Genomic DNA, 21,094 nt, shown 5'->3' on the forward strand with positions numbered 1-21,094 from the left:
AGTTGAACCCAAAGTTGAACCCAAAGTTGAACCCAAAGTTGAACCCAAAGTTGAACCCAAAGTTGAACCCAAAGTTGCGCCGGTTAAATCAGCGGTTAAAGAAGCTTCTGCTGAGTCCGATAAGAAAACAGGGAAGTTCTTTGTACAGTTTGGCGTGTTTTCTGACCCTAAAAACCTTGAGAATCTCCAGGTTAAGCTGAAGCATGCAGGATTTGATACGGCCACTGAAAAGGTAGATGCCTCTGGTCAAAAATTACGCCTACGCACGCGAACTTACGCCACCCGTAATGAGGCGGCTGCCACGCTCAAAAAATTGGAGGCGGCTGGCTTTAGCGGTATTGTTGCCAGTAAGTCTTAAGCACGCATGACGGTATTCGATTACTTTGTACTGGGCATTATTGGTTTTTCCATCCTAGTCGGCCTGATGCGCGGTGCCATTCACGAGCTTTTTTCTGTGCTCGGTTGGGGCTTGGCCTTTTACTTGGCCAACCGGTTTAATGCCCAGGTGATTGCTTACATGCCAGAGCAAATTCCAGGCGAAGCCATCAAGGCCATGGCTGCGTTTTTGCTAGTGTTTTTACTGGTTTTATTTGCTTGTACCTTGCTGGCCCTGTTATTGACGACACTGGTCAAGGCTGTGGGTTTAGGAGGGTTGAACCGTATCCTCGGTGGTGCGGCTGGGGCTCTCAAGGGCTTGCTGATTGTCAGTATCTTGGTGATGCTTGCGGCCATGACGGAACTGCCCAAAGATCCGCGCTGGTCAAATGCTATGTTCAGCGCGCCAATTGAAGTGCTGGTCTTGAAATTGTTGCCCTGGATGCCATCTAGTATTGCTAAGCATGTGCATTTAAACCAGCAGCAGCTAGACGAGTCTTCCATTTAATTTGTAATCAAGTGTTTGATAGGATGTCACTATGTGTGGAATTATTGGTATTGTCGGCAAGAACCCGGTAAATCAGTTGTTGTATGACGGATTGCTGGTTTTGCAGCACCGTGGCCAGGATGCTGCCGGCATTGTGACCTGTGATGGAAACACCTTCCACATGCATAAAAATAATGGTCTGGTCAAAGACGTTTTCCATACCCGTCATATGCGCAATCTGATCGGCAACGTCGGCATTGCCCATGTGCGATATCCTACCGCGGGTTCATCCAGTGCAGCAGAAGCACAGCCTTTTTATGTCAACTCACCGTTTGGGATTGTCTTGGGCCATAACGGTAACTTGACCAACTCCGAGCAGTTAAAGTCGGAAATGTTCCGGCAAGACCTGCGTCATATTAATACCAGCTCAGACTCTGAAGTGCTGTTGAATGTGTTGGCACACGAGATCGAAAGCACCTCGAAAAATGCATTGTTAAACAGCGATATGGTGTTTGATGCAGTGGCAGGCGTGCACAGGCGTTGTAAAGGTGCTTACGCAGTGGTCGCCATGATTGCTAATTTCGGTCTGTTGGCCTTCCGTGATCCGCATGGTATCCGCCCATTGGTCATCGGCAAGCAAGAGACGGACAAGGGTACTGAATACATCGTGGCCTCCGAGAGCGTGGCGCTGGATGTGCTCGGTTTTACGTTGTTGCGTGATGTTGAGCCTGGTGAGGCCGTGTTTATTGATATGGACGGAAACTTATGCAGCCGTCAATGTGCAACCAATCCCAAACTGACTTCCTGCATCTTTGAATACGTCTATCTCGCCCGTCCTGATTCAGTGATTGATGGCGTTTCTGTTTACCAGACCCGTCTGGATATGGGGACCTTGCTGGCAGAGAAAATCAAACGTGAATGGGCCGACAAACAGATTGATGTGGTGATCCCGATTCCTGATACCAGCCGTCCAAGTGCATTACAGTTGGGCATTGCGTTGGGCCTGGATTATCGCGAAGGCTTTATCAAAAACCGCTATATTGGCCGTACATTTATCATGCCAGGCCAAGCCTTGCGCAAAAAATCCGTGCGTCAGAAATTGAATCCGATAGGCATCGAATTTAAAGGTAAAAATGTACTGCTGGTAGATGACTCGATTGTGCGTGGCACCACCTCGCAGCAAATCGTGCAAATGGCCCGCGATGCCGGGGCGAATAAGGTTTATTTTGCTTCAGCTGCGCCGCCAGTACGTTATCCAAATGTGTATGGCATTGATATGCCCAGCCGCCATGAATTGCTGGCCACCAATCGCACCGATGAGGAGATTTGTGCTGAGATAGGTGCAGATGCATTGATTTATCAGGACCTGGACGCATTGCGCGAAAGCATCACCAAATCCAATCCGCACATGACAGAATTTGACTGTAGTTGCTTTGATGGCAAGTATGTCACAGGCGATATTGACGCGGCTTATTTGAATCGTATTGAGTCTGCCCGTAGTGATATGAGCAAAAAACAGTTGCCACCAAACTCGACGACGCAGCTGGATTTGAACTTGTTATCTACCGATTTGGTGGGGGCCGAGTAAGGCTTGACAGGCGCCTGTAAAAGGCGTTTAATGAAATTGCGCTGATTTGAGTGGCGAACTTTAAACGAAGCCAAACTCAGCTTGCGGGCGCATTATAAATACTGCTAAAGCGAGAGCCCCAAAGACCCGTTTTAGCGCAATGCTGAAACGGGTTTTTTATTGCCGTCCATTTGTGGACAGAAGTTTGAGGAAGCATGAACGATCAATACCATTTGGAAACGCTGGCGGTGCGCGCTGGCACATTAACCACCGAATTTGGCGAAAACTCCGAGGCTTTGTTTTTAAACTCGAGTTTCCGCTTTAAAAATGCAGCGCAAGCGGCGGCACGCTTCGGCGGCACCGAGCCTGGCAATATTTATTCACGGTTCACCAATCCTACCGTTACCATGTTCCAGGACAAACTGGCCGCTCTGGAGGGCGCAGAGCTATGTGTCGCCACTGCCAGTGGCATGTCTGCTATTCTGGCCTGCATCATGGGGATGTGCAGTGCGGGTGATCATGTGGTGGCCTCCCGCAGTATTTTTGGCACGACTGTGCAATTATTCACGAATATCCTCAAGCGCTGGGGCCTAGAGGTGACCTTGGTTTCGTTAACTGATCCTGATGCCTGGCAAGCTGCAGTCAAACCGAATACCAAGTTGTTTTTTGCTGAGACCCCATCTAATCCGCTGACCGAGATCGGCGATATTGCCAAGTTGGCAGCGATTGCCCATGCCGCTGGCGCTTACCTGGCGGTGGATAATTGTTTTTGTACGCCTGCCTTGCAACAACCACTGAACTTGGGTGCTGACATTGTGATTCACTCTGCCACCAAATACATTGATGGACAGGGCAGGGTGCTGGGTGGAGCGGTCTTGGGCAGTAAAGCCTTGGTTGAGCCGGTGTATGCTTTCTTGCGCACGGCCGGAGTGACCATGAGCGCATTCAATGCCTGGGTGTTTGTAAAGGGCTTGGAGACCTTGCAGGTGCGTATGGAAGCGCATGCTGCGCGTGCATTGGCTCTCGCGCAGTGGCTGGAGCAGCAGCCTGGTGTTGAGCGCGTCTTCTATCCAGGCTTGCCCTCGCACCCGCAGTATGCGCTGGCACAGCAGCAACAGCGGCTGGGTGGTGGCATTGTCAGTTTTGAGGTGAAACCACGCACCGGTCAAACCGGGCAGGAGGCCGCCTGGGCATTAATTGATGCGACCCGCTTGATATCGATTACCGCGAATTTGGGGGATGCCAAGTCAACCATTACACACCCGGCCACCACCACCCATAGCCGTGTGACGGCTGAGGCAAGAGCGGAGGCAGGGATCAAGGATAATTTGGTCAGGATCGCCGTCGGACTGGAGCATGTCGATGATTTAAAAGCAGATTTGCAGTTGTTGACGCAATTTTGATCTGGCTTGAGCGAGGCAATCAGTTGCCTCTGGATGCCTATTAAAGGGAGCATGCTTGCTCCCTTTTTTATTGGATGCCAGCGAAAGATGCGATATCGGCTGTGGTTTCATCCCAGGCTGACCTGGCCGTGATTTTGCAAGCGGGATCGTGCTATTTATGCTAAAATCGCGTGATAACTTTTAACTATAAATTGGGTCAAGAATGAGTCAGTCTCCAGATCAATTTGCTAAAGAAACCCTGCCTATCAGTTTAGAAGACGAGATGCGCCGCAGTTACCTCGATTACGCCATGAGCGTGATTGTCGGGCGTGCCCTCCCTGATGTTCGTGATGGTCTCAAGCCTGTGCACAGGCGTGTGCTGTATGCCATGCACGAGCTATCCAATGATTACAACAAGCCCTACAAAAAATCTGCGCGTATCGTCGGTGACGTGATCGGTAAATATCACCCGCACGGTGATACAGCGGTTTATGACACGATTGTCCGTATGGCGCAGGACTTTTCTTTACGTTACATGCTGGTAGACGGCCAAGGTAACTTTGGTTCGGTAGATGGTGACAATGCGGCGGCGATGCGTTATACCGAAATCCGTATGTCTAAAATTGCGCATGAGCTGTTGGCAGATATCGAAAAAGAAACCGTAGACTTTGGCCCTAACTACGACGGCAGTGAACAAGAGCCGTTGATTATGCCAACGAGGATTCCTAACCTGCTGATTAACGGCAGCTCTGGTATTGCGGTGGGGATGGCGACGAATATTCCGCCACATAACCTCAATGAAGTACTGAATGCCTGTTTTGCCCTGCTCAAGAGCCCTGAAATCAGTGTGGATGAGCTGATTGAATTGATTCCAGCCCCTGATTTTCCGACCGCCGGCATTATCTACGGGACTGCAGGCGTAAAAGAGGGCTATCGCACTGGCCGTGGCCGTGTCGTGATGCGTGGCCGAACCCACTTTGAAGATCTGGACAAAGGCGGTCGCCAGTCCATCATCATTGATGAACTGCCTTATCAGGTCAACAAAAAATCCCTGATTGAGAAAATCGCCGAGCTGGTTAACGAGAAGAAAATCGAAGGTATTTCTGACCTCCGTGACGAGTCTGACAAGTCCGGCATGCGCGTCGTGATTGAGCTCAAGCGCGGCGAAGTGCCAGAAGTGATTTTAAATAACCTCTACAAACAAACCCAGCTGCAAGATACGTTTGGTATGAACATGGTTGCGCTAATGGATGGCCAGCCACGTTTGCTCAACCTCAAGCAGATGTTGGAAGCTTTCCTGCGCCACCGACGTGAAGTGGTGACACGCAGAACCGTGTTCGAGTTACGCAAGGCTCGTGACCGTGGTCATGTGTTGGAAGGCCTGGCTGTGGCCTTGGCCAACGTGGACGAGATGATTGCCATCATCAAGGCTGCGCCCACGCCCCCAGAAGCGAAAAAAGAGTTGATGGCCCGTAGCTGGCATTCCCCCGTAGTGGAGGAAATGCTCAAGCGCGCCGCCATGGAAGCGTCACGTCCAGAAGGCTTGTCTGTCGATTTCGGCTTGACGCCAAAAGGCTACAAACTGTCAGATGTACAAGCGCAGGAAATTCTGCAGATGCGCTTGCAACGCCTGACAGGTCTGGAACAAGACAAGATCGTTAACGAATACAAAGAGGTTATGGATATCATCGCTGACTTGCTGGATATTCTGGCCAAGCCTGAGCGCGTTACCGCCATTATTGTGGAAGAACTGACTGAAATCCAGAAGCAGTTTGGGGATAAGCGCCGTTCTGAGATTGAGCAGAACACCCAAGACTTGTCGCTCGAAGACCTGATTACACCGCAAGATGTGGTGGTTACCTTGTCACATTCCGGCTATGTTAAATCGCAGCCGCTGGATGAGTACCGCGCGCAGAAACGCGGTGGCCGTGGCAAGCAAGCCGCTGCCACTAAAGAGGACGATTTTATTGACAAGATGTTTGTCGCCAACACTCACGATTACATCCTGTGCTTCAGCAGCCGTGGCCGTGTCTACTGGTTGAAAGTCTATGAAGTGCCACAAGGCAGCCGTGTCAGCCGTGGCAAGCCGATTGTGAACCTGTTCCCTCTGGAAGAAGGCGAGAAGATCAATGCTATCCTGCCGGTGAAAGAGTTTGACGAGAACCACTTCGTATTTATGGCCACCGCGATGGGTACTGTCAAGAAAACCGCTTTGACTGAGTTCGCTAACCCGCGTAAGTCTGGCATTATTGCGATCAACCTTGATGATGGTGATTATCTGGTTGGCGCTGAAGTGACCAATGGCCAGAATGATATTGTCTTGGTCTCTAACGGTGGTAAAGCCGTCTGGTTCACCGAAGATGATGTCCGTCCGATGGGCCGTGCGACCCGTGGGGTGCGCGGCATGAAACTGGCAGCCAAGCAGCAGGTGCTGTCATTGTTGATTGCTGAGAACGATCAACAGTCTGTGTTGGTTGCGACGGAAAATGGTTACGGCAAACGCACAGTGTTGTCCGAGTTCCGCCATTCTGGCCGTGGCACACAGGGTGTGAAAGCGATTGCAATCAGCGAGCGTAACGGTCTGGCGATCGCGGCTAAACTGGTGACTGCAGAGGATGAGATTATGCTGATCACGACCGGTGGCGTATTGATCCGCACCCGGGTCAAGGAAATCCGTGATATGGGCCGCGCAGCGCAAGGCGTGACTCTGATCAACCTCGGTGAAGGTGAAAAATTGTCCGGTCTGGAAAAAATAGTCGAGACTGACGATGATGGTGACGATAGCGAGCAATAAAAGAGACGCATGAAACAGATTTTTAATTTTTCTGCCGGTCCGGCAGTGTTACCTAAACCAGTGCTTGAACGTGCCCAGGCTGAGATGCTGGATTGGCACGGTTCCGGGATGAGTGTGATGGAAATGTCGCATCGCGGCAAAGAATTCACCAGCATCCTCGAAAAGACTGAGGCTGATTTGCGCCAGTTATTGGCCATCCCTAGCAACTACAAAGTCTTGTTCTTGCAGGGCGGGGCGATTGCAGAAAACGCCATCATCCCCATGAACCTGTTAAACGGTAAATCTGCCGATTATGTGGTTACTGGCTCCTGGAGCAAGCGCAGTGTTCTGGATGCAAAAGCGTATGGGCAGATCAATATTGCAGCGACGGCAGAAGCAGAGGGCTTTACCCATGTTCCTGCTTTTTCGGACTGGAAGCTTAATCAAGAAGCCGCTTACGTTCATTACTGCACCAATGAAACGATCAATGGCGTTGAGTTTCTTGACGTGCCGGAAACAGCTGGTGTACCGATTGTCGCTGACATGTCTTCACATATCCTGTCACGCCCGGTTGATGTTTCAAAATACGGTGTGATTTATGGTGGCGCACAGAAGAATATCGGCCCGGCCGGATTGTGTCTGGTGATCGTGCGTGAAGATTTGCTGGAGCAGGCTTCTCCATTGACGCCAGCGGTGTTTCATTGGAAAACACAGGCAGATAATCAAAGTATGATCAATACGCCGCCGACCTATAGTATCTATATTGCTGGTCTGGTATTTGAGTGGCTGTTGGCACAAGGGGGCGTGGAAGCCATTGAGAAAATCAATATTGCCAAAGCCAACCTGCTTTATGACTATTTGGATCAAACCGAGTTTTACAGCAACCCGATTCAGCACGCCTATCGCTCCCGCATGAATATTCCTTTCCGTTTGCGTGACGAGGGCTTGAATGAGGCTTTCCTCAAGGCTGCGGATGCGCGTGGTTTGCTGCAACTCAAGGGACATCGCTCTGTCGGCGGCATGCGTGCCAGCATCTACAATGCGATGCCGATTGAAGGCGTGCAAGCACTGGTCGCTTTCATGCAGGAATTCGAAAAGAATTATTCATAGAACACATTAAGACAAAGCTTTAAATGTCTGATTTACTAAAACAATTTAGAGATAAAATTGACGCCATCGATGCGCAGGTTCTTGCGCTCGTCAACGAGCGCGCAAAGCTGGCACGTGAAATCGGCCATTTAAAGGATGACGGTGTGATCTACCGCCCTGAGCGTGAAGCGCAGATCATCCGGCGTTTACAAGCTGAAAATCAGGGGCCATTGTCGCCAGAAGCTGTCAGTTATATTTTTCGCGCGGTCATGTCTAATTGCCGCGCGCTGGAAAAAGAACTGGCGATTGCGTTTTTAGGGCCACTGGGTACTTATAGCGAAGAAGCCGCCCTCAAACAGTTTGGCGAAGGCCGCCAGGCAGTCGTCTGTGGCAGTATTGATGAAGTGTTTCGCACGGTCGAAGCAGGGCAGGCAGACTACGGCGTAGTCCCAGTCGAGAATTCTACCGAAGGGGCCGTCGGAATTACATTGGATTTGCTGCTTGCGAGTGCCCTGCAAGTGGTCGGTGAAATTACCTTACCTGTGCATCATTGCCTGCTTTCCGCGCAGCAGGATTTGAACCAGATCACGCATGTGTTTTCACATGCACAATCATTGTCACAATGCCATGAGTGGTTGAATAAGGTCTTACCTAACGCCCAGCGTGAGGCGGTCACCAGTAATGCCCGTGCAGCGCAAATGATCCATGAGTTAGTTGTCTCTCAAGGCACGTTTGCGGCGGCGATTGCCAGTAAGCGCGCGGCAGAATTATTTGATTTGCATATCCTCGCCGAGAATATTGAGGACGACCCGAAAAACACCACACGCTTCCTGGTGCTCGGCAATCACGGTGTAGCGCCTTCAGGCCAGGATAAAACCTCCTTAGTCATGAGTGCCCACAACAAGCCAGGTGCTGTTTTGCAATTGCTGGAGCCTTTATCCCGGCATGGGGTAAGCATGACCAAGCTGGAGTCACGGCCTTCGCGTCAGAACTTATGGAATTACGTATTTTTTGTCGATATTGAAGGCCACCAGCAACAGCCTGCTGTCCAGGCCGCATTGCAAGAACTGTCAGAGCGCGCTACTTTTCTGAAAGTATTAGGCTCTTATCCAACTGCCATTATTTAATCTAGTCCTCTATTATGTCTGACGTATCAAACGCAACCGCACTCTCTGCATTAGCACCCGCCAATATCCGTGCGATCGCCCCTTATCAAGGCGGCAAACCCATCAGTGAGCTCGCGCGTGAGATGGGCCTGAACGAAGCCGAGATTGTGAAACTGGCGTCAAATGAAAACCCTCTGGGCATGAGTCCCAAGGCGCAAATGGCGGTTGAAGAGGCCATTTATGACATTGCGCGTTACCCTGATGGTAACAGCTTTGCGTTGCGCGATGCGGTGAGTCAAAAGTATGCGGTTGCCCCTGCACAAATTGTATTCGGGAACGGCTCAAACGATATCCTGGAGTTGGCAGCGCGTGCATTTTTGACAGCCGGTGATGAAGTGATTTATTCGCAGCATGCATTTGCGGTCTACCCTTTAGTGACGCAGGCAGTGGGGGCAACTGGCGTGGTCGTCCCTGCCATAAAGTTTTGTCATGATTTGCCCGGTTTTTTACGCGCTATTACGCCTAAAACAAAACTCATATTTGTCGCAAACCCCAATAATCCAACGGGCACCTTGATTCCTAAAGCCGTATTGATGGATTTTCTGCGCCAGGTGCCTAAAAATATTTTAGTGGTACTGGATGAAGCGTATGACGAATATCTGTCAGCGACAGACAAGTCTGAAGCCGTCAGCTGGTTAGGACAGTTTGAAAACCTGATTATTTCACGCACCTTTTCGAAAGCGTATGGCCTGGCAGGGTTACGCGTCGGTTTTGGTTTGATGCATGCCAGCCTGGCTGATTTAATGAATCGTGTGCGTCAGCCTTTTAATGTAAATAACCTGGCGCAAGTGGCCGCCACGGTCTCTTTGCAAGATGACGACTTTGTTGCCCGCAGTTACGCTGCCAATCAGGCGGGGATGGCGCAAGTGACGCAAGGCTTGACGCAATTAGGCTTGAGCTATATTCCCTCATACGGCAACTTTGTCAGTTTTAAGGTGACCAACGCGGGGGCCGTCAATCAGGCGCTGCTAAAACATGGCGTGATTGTCCGGCCGGTAGCCAATTATGAAATGCCGGATTATTTACGTGTCAGCATTGGCCTGTTTAGTGAAAATGCACGTTTTCTGGAAGTGCTGGAAAAGATTTTAAAGTCATGACTGTATACGAAAAGTTAGCCACTGATGATGTCAGGGTGCTGGAAGTTAAACCGCTGGTAAAACCAGCCGAGCTGTTATCCCGCCTGCAGGAAAGTACGGTGAGTACGCAAAATATCCTGCAAACGCGTACAGCCATTCATCATATCCTGCATCAGGGGGATGACCGTTTGCTCGTGATCGTCGGGCCTTGCTCGATTCATGATACGGAAGCTGGTATGGAGTATGCCAGGCGTTTGCTCGAGGTGCGCAACCGTTTGGGCAGTGAGTTATTGATTGTGATGCGGGTCTATTTCGAGAAGCCACGCACGACGGTCGGCTGGAAAGGGCTGATCAACGATCCGCACCTGGATGGCACATACGATATTAATTTTGGCTTGGAAAAAGCCCGGCGCTTCCTGTTGGATGTAAACGAGATTGGCATGCCTGCCGCCACCGAATTTCTGGATGTGGTGTCACCACAATATACGGCGGATCTGGTCAGTTGGGGCGCCATTGGCGCTCGGACCACCGAATCCCAAATTCACCGTGAACTCGCTTCCGGTTTATCCTGTCCGGTCGGCTTTAAGAATGGCACGGACGGGGGCGCGAAAGTGGCGATTGATGCCATCAAAGCGGCCGCCAGTCCGCATCACTTCCTGTCAGTCACCAAAGAGGGCGAGTCAGCTATTTTTGCGACTAAGGGCAATGAAGATTGTCATGTGATTTTGCGTGGCGGTAAAACGCCAAATTACGATGCAAAAAGTATCTCAGCCGTTTGTGATCAATTGGCCGATGCAGGGTTGGCGCCAGTGTTAATGGTCGATTGCAGTCACGGTAATAGCCAGAAACTCTACAAGAACCAGATTGCAGTTGTCGATGATGTGTCGGCGCAAATTGCAGCGGGCGATGCCCGTATTATGGGCATTATGCTGGAGTCGCACCTCAATGAAGGCCGTCAGGATCATACCCCAGGCTGTAGCCTGAATTATGGTCAATCCATCACTGATGCTTGCCTGGGATGGGAAGATTCTGTGACCGTCCTCGAAACCCTGGCTGCTGCGGTGAAAACCCGCCGCGACAAGCGGGCCGCAGAGGAATAAGCAGGTTTAACAAGCAGCCGTGCTTTTAGCACGGCTTTTTTATGTCTTATTCTCTGCGCTCGCTGAGTGCTCATGATAATCATGAGGAGGGAATCATTGTCAGTAGCAGGCCTGGACTGCAACGCATGCGTATGATGCCAGTCTTACTTAGCAGTGAAGACTGGCAATGTGCTGGACAGTCCAAATAAATCGTGGTTGTATGCCTAAAGTGGTACAACCCCTGTAAATCTTAAATTGAATAACGAGCGATTATGCATATACATGTTTTAGGTGCCGGGGCAGGCGGTGGTTTCCCACAGTGGAATTGCAATTGTCATAACTGTGATGGATTGCGCAAAGGCACGATCAAGGCCAAGCGCCGGACACAGTCCTCCATTTGTGTGTCCAGCAATGGCGTTGACTGGGTGCTGTTTAACGCCTCACCGGATGTATTGCAACAGATCCAGGAATTCCCCCCGTTGCAACCAGGTCGTGCCATCCGAGATTCAGGCATCCAGGCGATAGTGTTGATTGATGCGCAAATTGACCATACCACCGGCCTGTTCATGTTGCGCGAGGGGCAAGTCAAGCGTGAGATTTACTGTACCCAGGCGGTGTATGGGGACCTGACCTCCGGTAACCAGATTCTGAATATCCTGGGCCATTATTGCGGCGTCAACCATCATGAGATCCCTATTGATGTGAGTGATATCAGCCATGCGCATAGTTTCGAAATCCCGAATGTGCCGAATTTACGGTTTACGGCTGTCGCGCTGAAGAGCGCTGCTCCACCTTATTCGCCTCACCGTAATGATCCGCATCCAGGCGATACCATAGGCGTTTTGATTGAAGAGATTTCAACTGGCAAGAAATGCTGGTATTCACCAGGACTGGCAGAAATTGAGCCGCATTTGCCGCCATTGATGCAGCAAGCGGATTGCATCATGGTGGATGGGACATTTTGGACCAATACCGAAATGCTGGATATGGGCTTGATGACCAAAACTGCACGTAGTATCGGTCACAACCCGCAATCTGGTCCAGGCGGCATGATAGAAGAGTTGGACAAGTTTGGTGTGGATAAAACAGTGCGCAAGGTGCTGATTCATATCAACAATACCAACCCCATTTTAAGGGAAGATTCCGCCGAGCGCGCCATTCTCGCCGATCATCAGATCGAGGTGGCGTACGATGGCATGGACATCATTCTATAGGAGAGCAATATGAACGCAGTGAGCACCGACAACCTACCATGGTCCCGCGAAGAGTTTGAAGCCAAGCTACGCGAAAAAGGCCAGGGCTACCATATTTATCATCCAGTACACGTGTTGATGTATGAAGGCAAATTGAGCAAAGAGCAACTGCAATGCTGGGTGGCGAACCGCTACTACTACCAGATCATGATCCCGCAAAAAGATGCGGCCATCATGTCTAACTGTCCAGACAAGGAAGTGCGCAAGGGCTGGATACACCGCATTACCGATCACGATGGCTACGAAGGCTCTGAAGGCGGCATTGAAGCTTGGGTTAAATTAGGGGAAGCGGTCGGTCTTACCCGTGAGCAAGTGACCTCCTTGGAGTTGGTCTCGCCAGGGGTCCGTTTTGCGGTAGATGCTTATGTTAATTTTGCCCGTCAGCGGCCATGGCAAGAAAGTGTGTGTTCCAGCCTCACGGAGTTATTTGCACCACACATCCACCAGCAACGGATCAGTTCCTGGCCGACGATGTATCCCTGGGTCAAAGAAGAAGGGTTTATTTACTTTAAAAAGCGTTTGACCGAGGCGCGCCGCGATGTAGAACAAGGCCTGGACATTACGCTGGACTATTTCAGTGTTAGCCGTGAAATGCAGTTGCGCGCGCTGGATATTTTGCAATTCAAGCTGGATGTGCTGTGGGTCATGGCCGATGCCATCATGCTGGCGAGTACGCAAGTCAAGGTGGAAGACCGTGATTACTTGCGCCAGCCAGTGATCAAGTTCAGATAAGTTAACGAAAGCAAGCGCGATGGAAAACAACATTCAACATTCGGATATTTACGCAATTGCCCTGCATCACCGCTTCCAGTGGGAAGAGGCGCAGCAAAGCTATGTCATTCTGTTTCCTGAAGGCATGGTTAAATTGCATGGCGGGGCAGGGGAAATTCTGAAGCGGGTGGATGGGAAGGCGAGTGTCGGGGAGATTGTGGCCGAGTTGAAAGCCACGTTTCCCGATGCCGAAGACATTGAATCCGATATTGTCGGCATGTTTGACCTCGCGGTTGGCAAAGCCTGGCTGCGTAAAATCAACTAAGCAAAAGGTGAAAAGATGGCACAAATGAATAACGGTGTTGCATCCAGCGTAACGCGTAAACAGCCTTTGTGGTTGCTGGCGGAAATTACCTATCGCTGCCCATTGCATTGTGCCTTTTGCTATAACCCTACAGACTACGATAAACATACCAAGAACGAGCTGAGTACTGAGGAGTGGATCAAAGCACTGCGCGAAGCCAGGAAAATGGGCGCGATTCAATTGGGGATTTCCGGCGGCGAGCCATTGTTACGCGATGATATCGAAGAGATTGTGGCTGAAGCGCATCGGCTCGGCTACTACAGCAACCTGATTACCTCTGGCGTCGGATTGACGGAAAAGCGTATCCAGGCCTTTAAAGAAGGCGGCCTGGATCATATTCAGTTGTCCATGCATGACATTACTGAAGAAATTAATAACTTTATTACCAATACCAAAACCTTTGAGCTCAAGAAGAAGGTGGCGGCCATGATCAAGGGCCATGGTTATCCCATGGTATTGAATGTGGTGATACACCGTTACAATATTGGTCATGTAGATAAGATCCTGGAGATGGCGGAAGCCTTGGGGGCAGATTATGTTGAGCTGGCCAATACACAATACTACGGTTGGAGCCTGGTCAACCGTAGCCAGCTAATGCCGACCCGGGAGCAACTGGCCGAGGCCGAGCTCATGACTAATGCATTCCGTGAGCGTGTCGGCAACAAAATGAAGGTGTTTTTTGTGGTACCGGATTATTTTGCCGACAGGCCGAAAAAATGCATGAATGGCTGGGGCGAGGTGTTCATGATCGTCACAGCCAATGGTGATGTGTTGCCTTGTCATTCCGCCCGTGCTTTGCCTGGCTTGACCTTCCCGAACGTGCGTGAAAATGGTCTTGAATGGGCTTGGAACGAATCGCCTGCATTTAACAAATATCGTGGCATGGATTGGCTGAAAGAGCCTTGCCGCAGTTGTGATGAAAAAGAAAAAGATCTGGGTGGCTGCCGTTGTCAGGCTTATTTACTCAGCGGCGACGCTGAGGCGGCAGACCCGGTCTGCACCAAGTCGCCCCATCGTCATTTAATCGATGAAGCGATCAAGGATTCACAGAATCCGCTATTACGCGAACAGCCGATTATTTTCCGTAACGACAAAAACTCTAAAAAATATGTGGAGGGCGATAAAGAGCGGATTGAACAATTCCATGCTTTGCCTTAATTTGCTGTCCTTAACTCCATAGCAAGTCGAGTGAGTTGCTATAATCACAAAGGTGCCCAAGGCACCTTTGCTTTTTTTAAAGGTGAGTTATTTTGATTTCACGTGCTTCACTCCTGGTCCTGGTTCTGGCGATGCTCGCCGCTTTAGCCCCATTTGCCATTGATACTTATCTGCCAGCGTTTCATATCATGGCCGCCGAGTTTGGCACCAATGAACTGGCGATCCAGCAAAGCTTGACCTTATACCTGTTGCCGTATGCCGTCATGACCTTGTGCCATGGTGCAATTTCTGATGCCATTGGCCGCATTACCACCATTAAATGGGGGCTGGCCATTTTTATGTTGGCCAGTCTGGGCTGTGCATTTGCACCCAATGTCCAGACCTTATGGCTGTTCCGCGCGCTGCAAGGCGTGAGCGGCGGGGCAGGCAATACCGTGGCACGCGCCATGGTGCGAGACCTGTTTGAGGGGCCGCAAGCACAACGGGTGATGGCTACGGTGCAATTATTATTCGGCATTGCACCAGCCGTCGCGCCTATTCTGGGTGGACTCTTGTTGGGCATCCACTGGCAAGCCATTTTTATCTTTCTGGCACTATATGGAGCGGTCGCGTTGGCGATGGCACTGCGTTATTTGCCGGAGACGGTGACGCCCGAAAAACGCATTGCATTTTCTGTTGCAGGCATTGCGCGTACCTATGGCCAGATGCTTAAAAACCGGCTGTTCTTGTGTCTGGTGACTTGCCTTGGGCTTAATTTTTCCGCTTTTTTCATTTACGTGCTGGCCAGCCCAGTGTTCCTGATCGAACATTTGCATTTAAATAGCCAGCAATTTGGATACCTGTTTATCCCTACAGTCACCGGCATGATGCTGGGGTCCTGGATTTCCCGGCATACGGCTGGCAAAGTGGCTGCTGCGCAATTGTTACGCTGGGCATTTGCCTGGATGGTGACGATTGCAATCTTGAATGTCAGTCTGCAATTTGTCCTTCGCGGGCAACTGCATGAAGCCTGGTGGTTAGCCATTTTGCCGATTGCCCTGTTTAATATTGGCATGGCGACAGCCATGCCTGTGCTCTCAATTGCCGCACTGGATTGTTATCCCAAAGTACGCGGAACTGCCGCTTCGGCGCAGGCATTTATGCAAATGTTGTGTTCTACCTTAAGTTCCGCACTGGTGGTGCCATTGGTCTGGCACTCGCCCTTAACGCTGGCCTTGGCCATGTTCGTCATGACCGCCGTGAGTGCCTTGTTGTTATTTGTTGCCCGTCGATCCATGGCCAGCCTAGGTTAATTCATGCTCGCGTGAGGAGTCCTGAAGTCCGCGATACCGTGAAATATGGGGCATTTCCCGATTTAATTCCCTGTTTGATCTCCCTGCAGCTGCTTTAAGATAAAACTGTAAACACTTGCCTTAAGTGAGTGATCTTAAAAAAGAAATGGTGGGAGTCCAATATGGAAATGAGCAGAGAACAAGAAGCGCAAAAAGCGTATGTCAGGTTGCTGACCGGACAAGGCGTGAGTCAGCGTGTCCTTGTGCAGCGTGAATTTGTCATTGTTCGACTGAGTGCCTTTCTAAAAGAGATTCCAGCCGATGGCACGCACTACCGCCAGGCGGTTGACCGTTTTATTGCCAGCATAGACCCTGCAGAGATTCCAACGGTATTGCCGGTTGTCCGCGAGTTCTTTTCTTTCTGGGTGCGCGATATTAAGGCGATTGCAGCCATGAGCCAGGCCAAGGTATTTAGTGGCAGCACACCGGTGACGACCGTCACGCAAGATGAGCTATTCAAAGACTGGTACGAGTTGGATAAAACCGTATTAAGCAGCCTTGAAAAACAAACCCTGGAAGCCTTTGAGCAAGTGACCTTGATTCGTGGATTTGAGCCTGCCGTTTTCAAAGAACGTATGCGCATGGCGAAATGCCTGTTGCTTTCCTTACGCAATATCTCACATAAACAATCACATAGTTACCGGCAAATGGTAGATAGAAACCTACCGTTGTTCAACGCCTTGGGCTCTCAGCATACCTTTTTGAGTGTTTCGCGCGAGTTTTATTATTTCTGGCGAGGCGACACCCTTAAATCACAGACCACCCCGAGCAACAAGCCAGCACAGCAAGTTGAAGTCGCGAGATCACGCGATATGGCGATGGCAGCATAAGCCAAAAAATCAGCAGATAGTCTTAGTCCGGCGTGGACTAGGGGATGACGCCAGCCTAGCGCTGGCGAATCTTTTGCAGAATCAGTGCAGCAAGTTCTTCAATTGAGCGGCTGGTAGAGTCTGCCCAGGGGATGCCTGCTTTACGCATCATGCCCTCGGCAATCTCAATCTCCTTGCGGCAGTTATCCAATGAGGCATAAAAACTGTCAGGACGGCGCTCGCTACGTACTGAATGCAGACGCTCAGGCTTAATTGTCAGCCCAAAAATCTTGTCCAGATTTTTCTGCAAGGCAGCGGGCAGGGCGCCGCGTTCAAAATCTTCAGGAATCAAAGGATAGTTTGCGGCCTTGATCCCAAATTGCATGGCCAGGTAAATACTGGTGGGCGTTTTACCACAACGCGAGACCCCGATCAGAATCACGTCAGCTTCATCCAGGCCTGAGTTGGTCATGCCATCATCATGGTTGAGCGTGAAGTTGATCGCCTCCATACGCTCCAGATAGCTTTGCCCTTTGACGCTATAGGCAATGCTGGCGCCGGTCAGCGGTTCCTGATTCAGTTCTGAGCCCAGCGGGTAGATAAAGCGATGGAACAAATCAATGAAATAAGCATTGGCTTGCTTTAAATGATTACGGTGTTCACCGTTTCCAATAGACATGATCACAATCGGGCGGATGCCGTCCTGATCAGCCACGCGTTGAATATGTTCAAACGCCGCTTGTACGCGCTCATCGTTATCGGTAAACGGCAAGCGGGTAGTAGTGAATTGTGTATTTGGAAAGTGCTCAAGCAACTTGCTCAAGGCACCTGCTGTAATCCCCGTACCATCAGAAATAATAAATACAGAACGGTGATTCATACAGGTAGGTGCCTCAAGTCAAATGCTGTTTTTAATACGGGCTGCTTATTTTTGTGTCAGGCGCTGCCAGGTGGCCACCACCGTGTCAGGGTTCAGTGACACGGACTGGATGCCTTCAGCGACCAGCCATTCAGCAAAGTCTTCGTGGTCAGAAGGACCCTGGCCACAAATCCCCACGTATTTACCCAGGCGGTTGCAGGTGTTGATCGCCATTTTCAGCAATACCTTCACCGCATCGTTACGCTCGTCAAAGCCATCAGCCAGAATGCCGGAGTCACGGTCCATCCCTAAAGTCAGCTGCGTCAGGTCGTTAGAACCAATGGAGAAGCCATCAAAGTATTCCAGGAACTGTTCTGCCAACAAGGCGTTCGCCGGGATTTCGCACATCATGATCAGGCGCAGACCGTTTTCGCCACGTTTCAGGCCATTCGCCGCCATGATTTCAGTCACGGCACGTGCTTCTTCCAGGGTGCGGACAAAAGGAATCATCAACTCAACGTTGGTCAGGCCCATCTCGTCACGGACTTTTTTCATGGCTTGGCATTCCATGGCAAAACACTCTTTGAAGTCTTCTGCCATGTAACGTGCTGCACCACGGAAACCAATCATTGGGTTTTCTTCATCCGGCTCGTAGATATCACCGCCAACCAGTTTTTTGTATTCGTTAGACTTAAAGTCAGACGTACGTACGATCACTGGTTTTGGATAGAACGCGGCGGCAATGGTCGCCACGCCTTCTGCCACTTTGTCGATATAGAACTGTTTTGGGCTGGCATAACCGCGCGCACGGTTTTTGATGGTTGCCTGCATGGCAGCTGGCATCGCATCCACATTAAGGATGGCTTTCGGGTGGATACCGACCATGTTGTTAATCACGAATTCCAAACGGGCGAGGCCCACACCATCATTCGGTGTTTGCGCAAAGGTGAACGCCATGTCCGGGTTGCCGACGTTCATCATGATCTTGCAGGGTGGCTTGGACAGCTCGCTGTTGGATTGTGTAGAGACTTCATAATCCAATGCACCGTGATAAACAAAGCCAGTTTCACCTTCGGCACAAGACACGGTCACCATCTCGCCATCGCGCAGCAAGTCGGTTGCGTTCACAGAACCGACAATGGCTGGGATGCCTAATTCACGCGCAATAATCGCTGCATGGCATGTACGGCCACCACGGTTGGTCACCAGGGCGCTGGCACGCTTCATCACGGGTTCCCAGTTCGGGTCAGTCATGTCAGCTACCAATACGTCACCAGGTTGCACTTCATGCATTTCTGCTGGATCAAGCACAATCCGTACAGGGCCCACGCCCACTTTTTGGGTCACGGCACGGCCAGCCACTACAGGGACTGATGAGTGTTTTTGCAGTTTGAAGGTTTCAGTGACATTGTTGGCTGCTTCCTGGGATTTCACAGTTTCAGGACGGGCCTGGAGGATGTACAGCTTGTTATCCAGACCGTTTTTACCCCACTCGATGTCCATTGGACAGCCATAGTGTTGTTCGATGGTCATGGCGTAGCCTGCCAATTCCAGAATGTCTGCGTCAGTCAATGAGTAGCGGTTGCTCTCGGCAGGATCCACCTCAACGGTATGGGTGGATTTACCAGCTTGTGTGGCATCCGAGAACACCATTTTGATCAGTTTGGAACCCATGGTGCGGCGAACGATGGCTGGCTTGCCTTGTGCCAGCAATGGCTTATGCACATAAAACTCATCCGGGTTGACTGCGCCTTGAACAACCGTTTCACCCAGCCCGTAAGATGAAGTAATAAAGGCTACGTCACGGTGACCGGATTCAGTATCAATGGTAAACATGACCCCGGCACAGCCAATGTCCGAGCGTACCATCTGCTGCACACCGGCAGAGAGCGCCACATCTGCATGCACAAAGCCTTTGTGCACACGGTAGGAAATCGCACGGTCGTTATATAAAGAGGCAAAGACTTCTTTAATGGCATGGTTGATGTTATCCAGGCCATGAATATTCAAGAAGGATTCTTGCTGACCGGCAAAAGAAGCATCGGGCAAATCTTCAGCGGTAGCAGAAGAGCGGACCGCAAACGTGGTGCCTGGCGCTGATTTTTCAATCAATTTGGCATAATTGTCTGCAATCGCAGTTTGCAAGGCTGGGGGAAACTCGGCTTCCATAATCCATTGGCGGATCTGTGCACCTACGCGTGCCAGTTCTTGCGTGTCATCGGCATTCAGCTTGTCGAGCAAATCGTTAATCTTGTTGTTCAATCCGCCTTGTGCCAAAAATTCACGGTAGGCATCTGCCGTGGTCGCAAATCCGGTTGGAACGCGCACCCCTTTGGCAGAAAGCTGAGAGATCATTTCACCCAGCGATGCGTTTTTACCGCCCACGGATGGCACATCGGTGTTTCGTAGATTCTCAAATGGAATAACATGACTTACCATATAAAACCCTTAATGATTTAAAACTGGTGATAATCTATCGCGAAATGCAATGGATTGAATTCGATAAATAGAGGCCGTTTGCCAGATATTGTCTGTTTATAGAATGACTTTTATTCCGTGCATTATGCCAAAATCATGTTTTAATGTCACGTCAACGTCATAGACGTGAAATAATTTTTTTCACACTAATAATATAATGCCATGAATGCCCTGATCCCTGTGGAACGTTCGGTCAGCGTCACCACCTATGGACGTTTGCATCTCGGTTTTTTTAACCTGGGAGCAGACCCATCGCGCCAATTCGGTAGCATGGGCGTTGCGATTGATGCTTTTCAAACCGCCCTGACTGCCAGCATAGGCGAGCAATCGCAACCGCTGGACAGTTGGACTGCCGCCATTGTACAACGCCATTTGGCCGCGATTGGGGTGCAGCAAGCCGTCAACCTCACTATTCAACAAGCGATTCCCCGTCATGGCGGATTGGGCTCAGGCACGCAAATGGCCCTTGCCATTGGGGTCGCGCTCAACCAGCTTTTTGCCAGCACACTCACGGAAGCGCAAATTGCAGCGCTACACCAGCGCGGTGCACGTTCAGGCATCGGTATTGGCACCTTTATGCAGGGTGGCTTGATTGTTGATGGTGGACGCAATGCGCAAACGGTGGTTCCTCCCATTCTTTGCCGGCATGCATTCCCGCAAGACTGGCACTTTTTACTGATCACAGACAACAGCCGTGATGGCCTGCATGGCCAAGGCGAAAAAACAGCCTTCAAGCAATTGCTGCCTCAATCCCAGGCAGCCACCCACGCCCTGCAGCAGCAGTTACTCAGCCATGGCCTGCCCGCGTTGATAGAACAGGATTTCCCTGCATTCAGCCAGTTTGTCGGCGATTTGCAAGCCTACAATGCCGAATACTTCGCGCCTGCGCAAGGCGGTCCATATGCAAGCACTTTAGTTAGCCAGATTTTGCAACAGCTTAAATCGCAGGGGCATAGGGGGCTAGGGCAAACATCCTGGGGGCCGACCGGTTTCGTGTTGTTGCCGACGCGTGCAGACGCTGTGGCGTTGCAAATGCAACTGCTTGGCCAGTATGAGGCTGACACCGCCTTGGGATTTATTGTCACGGCGGCGGTCAATGCGCCTGCCTTGATTGAGGTCAACGCATGCGCCGATTAA

General features: G+C 50.7%; 18 protein-coding genes. 16 read left to right on the forward strand and 2 right to left on the reverse strand.

From position 1 onward, the window contains the following. The 15 genes from ACIDF8_RS13900 to ACIDF8_RS13970 form a co-directional block, all read left to right on the forward strand. The coding region (locus ACIDF8_RS13900) for an SPOR domain-containing protein (RefSeq protein WP_412011212.1) at positions 1–358 on the forward strand (358 nt) is incomplete at its 5' end. A gap of 6 nt (positions 359–364) precedes the next feature. Next, a complete protein-coding gene (locus tag ACIDF8_RS13905; RefSeq protein ID WP_412011213.1) occupies positions 365–883 on the forward strand; it encodes a CvpA family protein in 519 nt (172 codons plus the stop codon). A 31-nt stretch (positions 884–914) separates the two neighbouring features. Further along, positions 915–2,450, forward strand: coding sequence for an amidophosphoribosyltransferase (gene purF / locus ACIDF8_RS13910; protein WP_412011214.1), 1,536 nt, complete (start codon positions 915–917; stop codon positions 2,448–2,450). A 194-nt stretch (positions 2,451–2,644) separates the two neighbouring features. Further along, complete coding sequence (locus tag ACIDF8_RS13915) at positions 2,645–3,832, forward strand: O-succinylhomoserine sulfhydrylase (RefSeq protein ID WP_412011215.1); 1,188 nt, start codon at positions 2,645–2,647, stop codon at positions 3,830–3,832. Positions 3,833–4,034: 202 nt separating this feature from the next. Further along, positions 4,035–6,605: a DNA gyrase subunit A gene (gene gyrA / locus ACIDF8_RS13920; protein ID WP_412011216.1), complete on the forward strand. Its 2,571-nt coding sequence runs from the start codon at positions 4,035–4,037 to the stop codon at positions 6,603–6,605. Positions 6,606–6,614: 9 nt separating this feature from the next. After that, the gene (gene serC / locus ACIDF8_RS13925) at positions 6,615–7,694 is read left to right on the forward strand and encodes a 3-phosphoserine/phosphohydroxythreonine transaminase (protein ID WP_412011217.1); all 1,080 of its coding nucleotides are present in this window, start codon (positions 6,615–6,617) and stop codon (positions 7,692–7,694) included. 23 nt (positions 7,695–7,717) lie between these two features. Next, complete coding sequence (pheA, locus tag ACIDF8_RS13930; RefSeq protein WP_412011218.1) at positions 7,718–8,800, forward strand: prephenate dehydratase; 1,083 nt, start codon at positions 7,718–7,720, stop codon at positions 8,798–8,800. 14 nt (positions 8,801–8,814) lie between these two features. Continuing rightward, the gene (gene hisC, locus ACIDF8_RS13935; RefSeq protein ID WP_412011219.1) at positions 8,815–9,936 is read left to right on the forward strand and encodes a histidinol-phosphate transaminase; all 1,122 of its coding nucleotides are present in this window, start codon (positions 8,815–8,817) and stop codon (positions 9,934–9,936) included. Next, complete coding sequence (locus tag ACIDF8_RS13940; protein ID WP_412011220.1) at positions 9,933–11,015, forward strand: 3-deoxy-7-phosphoheptulonate synthase; 1,083 nt, start codon at positions 9,933–9,935, stop codon at positions 11,013–11,015. Before hisC ends, ACIDF8_RS13940 begins: the two co-directional genes overlap by 4 nt. A 251-nt stretch (positions 11,016–11,266) precedes the next feature. Beyond that, on the forward strand, positions 11,267–12,208 hold the full coding sequence (pqqB, locus tag ACIDF8_RS13945; RefSeq protein WP_412011221.1) for a pyrroloquinoline quinone biosynthesis protein PqqB: 942 nt from the start codon (positions 11,267–11,269) through the stop codon (positions 12,206–12,208). Positions 12,209–12,217: 9 nt separating this feature from the next. Next, positions 12,218–12,979, forward strand: coding sequence for a pyrroloquinoline-quinone synthase PqqC (gene pqqC / locus ACIDF8_RS13950; RefSeq protein WP_412011222.1), 762 nt, complete (start codon positions 12,218–12,220; stop codon positions 12,977–12,979). A 19-nt stretch (positions 12,980–12,998) separates the two neighbouring features. Further along, positions 12,999–13,283, forward strand: coding sequence for a pyrroloquinoline quinone biosynthesis peptide chaperone PqqD (gene pqqD / locus ACIDF8_RS13955; RefSeq protein ID WP_412011223.1), 285 nt, complete (start codon positions 12,999–13,001; stop codon positions 13,281–13,283). A 15-nt stretch (positions 13,284–13,298) separates the two neighbouring features. Beyond that, positions 13,299–14,480: a pyrroloquinoline quinone biosynthesis protein PqqE gene (gene pqqE, locus ACIDF8_RS13960; RefSeq protein ID WP_412011224.1), complete on the forward strand. Its 1,182-nt coding sequence runs from the start codon at positions 13,299–13,301 to the stop codon at positions 14,478–14,480. 89 nt (positions 14,481–14,569) lie between these two features. Continuing rightward, positions 14,570–15,772, forward strand: a complete 1,203-nt coding sequence (locus tag ACIDF8_RS13965) for a multidrug effflux MFS transporter (protein ID WP_412011302.1) — start codon at positions 14,570–14,572, stop codon at positions 15,770–15,772. Between the two features lie 161 nt (positions 15,773–15,933). Further along, the gene (locus ACIDF8_RS13970; RefSeq protein ID WP_412011225.1) at positions 15,934–16,641 is read left to right on the forward strand and encodes a hypothetical protein; all 708 of its coding nucleotides are present in this window, start codon (positions 15,934–15,936) and stop codon (positions 16,639–16,641) included. Between the two features lie 55 nt (positions 16,642–16,696). Here ACIDF8_RS13970 and ACIDF8_RS13975 read toward each other — a convergent pair whose 3' ends face one another. Both ACIDF8_RS13975 and ppsA read right to left on the reverse strand, forming a co-directional pair. Then, entirely contained in the window at positions 16,697–17,500 is an 804-nt protein-coding gene (locus tag ACIDF8_RS13975) for a pyruvate, water dikinase regulatory protein (RefSeq protein WP_412011226.1), read from the reverse strand. Between the two features lie 45 nt (positions 17,501–17,545). After that, entirely contained in the window at positions 17,546–19,918 is a 2,373-nt protein-coding gene (gene ppsA, locus ACIDF8_RS13980) for a phosphoenolpyruvate synthase (protein ID WP_412011227.1), read from the reverse strand. A gap of 201 nt (positions 19,919–20,119) precedes the next feature. Here ppsA and ACIDF8_RS13985 point away from each other — a divergent pair, with 201 nt between their 5' ends. Then, positions 20,120–21,094 carry a hypothetical protein gene (locus ACIDF8_RS13985; protein ID WP_412011228.1) on the forward strand — a complete coding sequence of 325 codons (975 nt, stop codon included), beginning with the start codon at positions 20,120–20,122 and terminating at the stop codon, positions 21,092–21,094.

Source organism: Methylophilus sp. 3sh_L (assembly GCF_046766015.1).
GTDB lineage: Bacteria > Pseudomonadota > Gammaproteobacteria > Burkholderiales > Methylophilaceae > Methylophilus.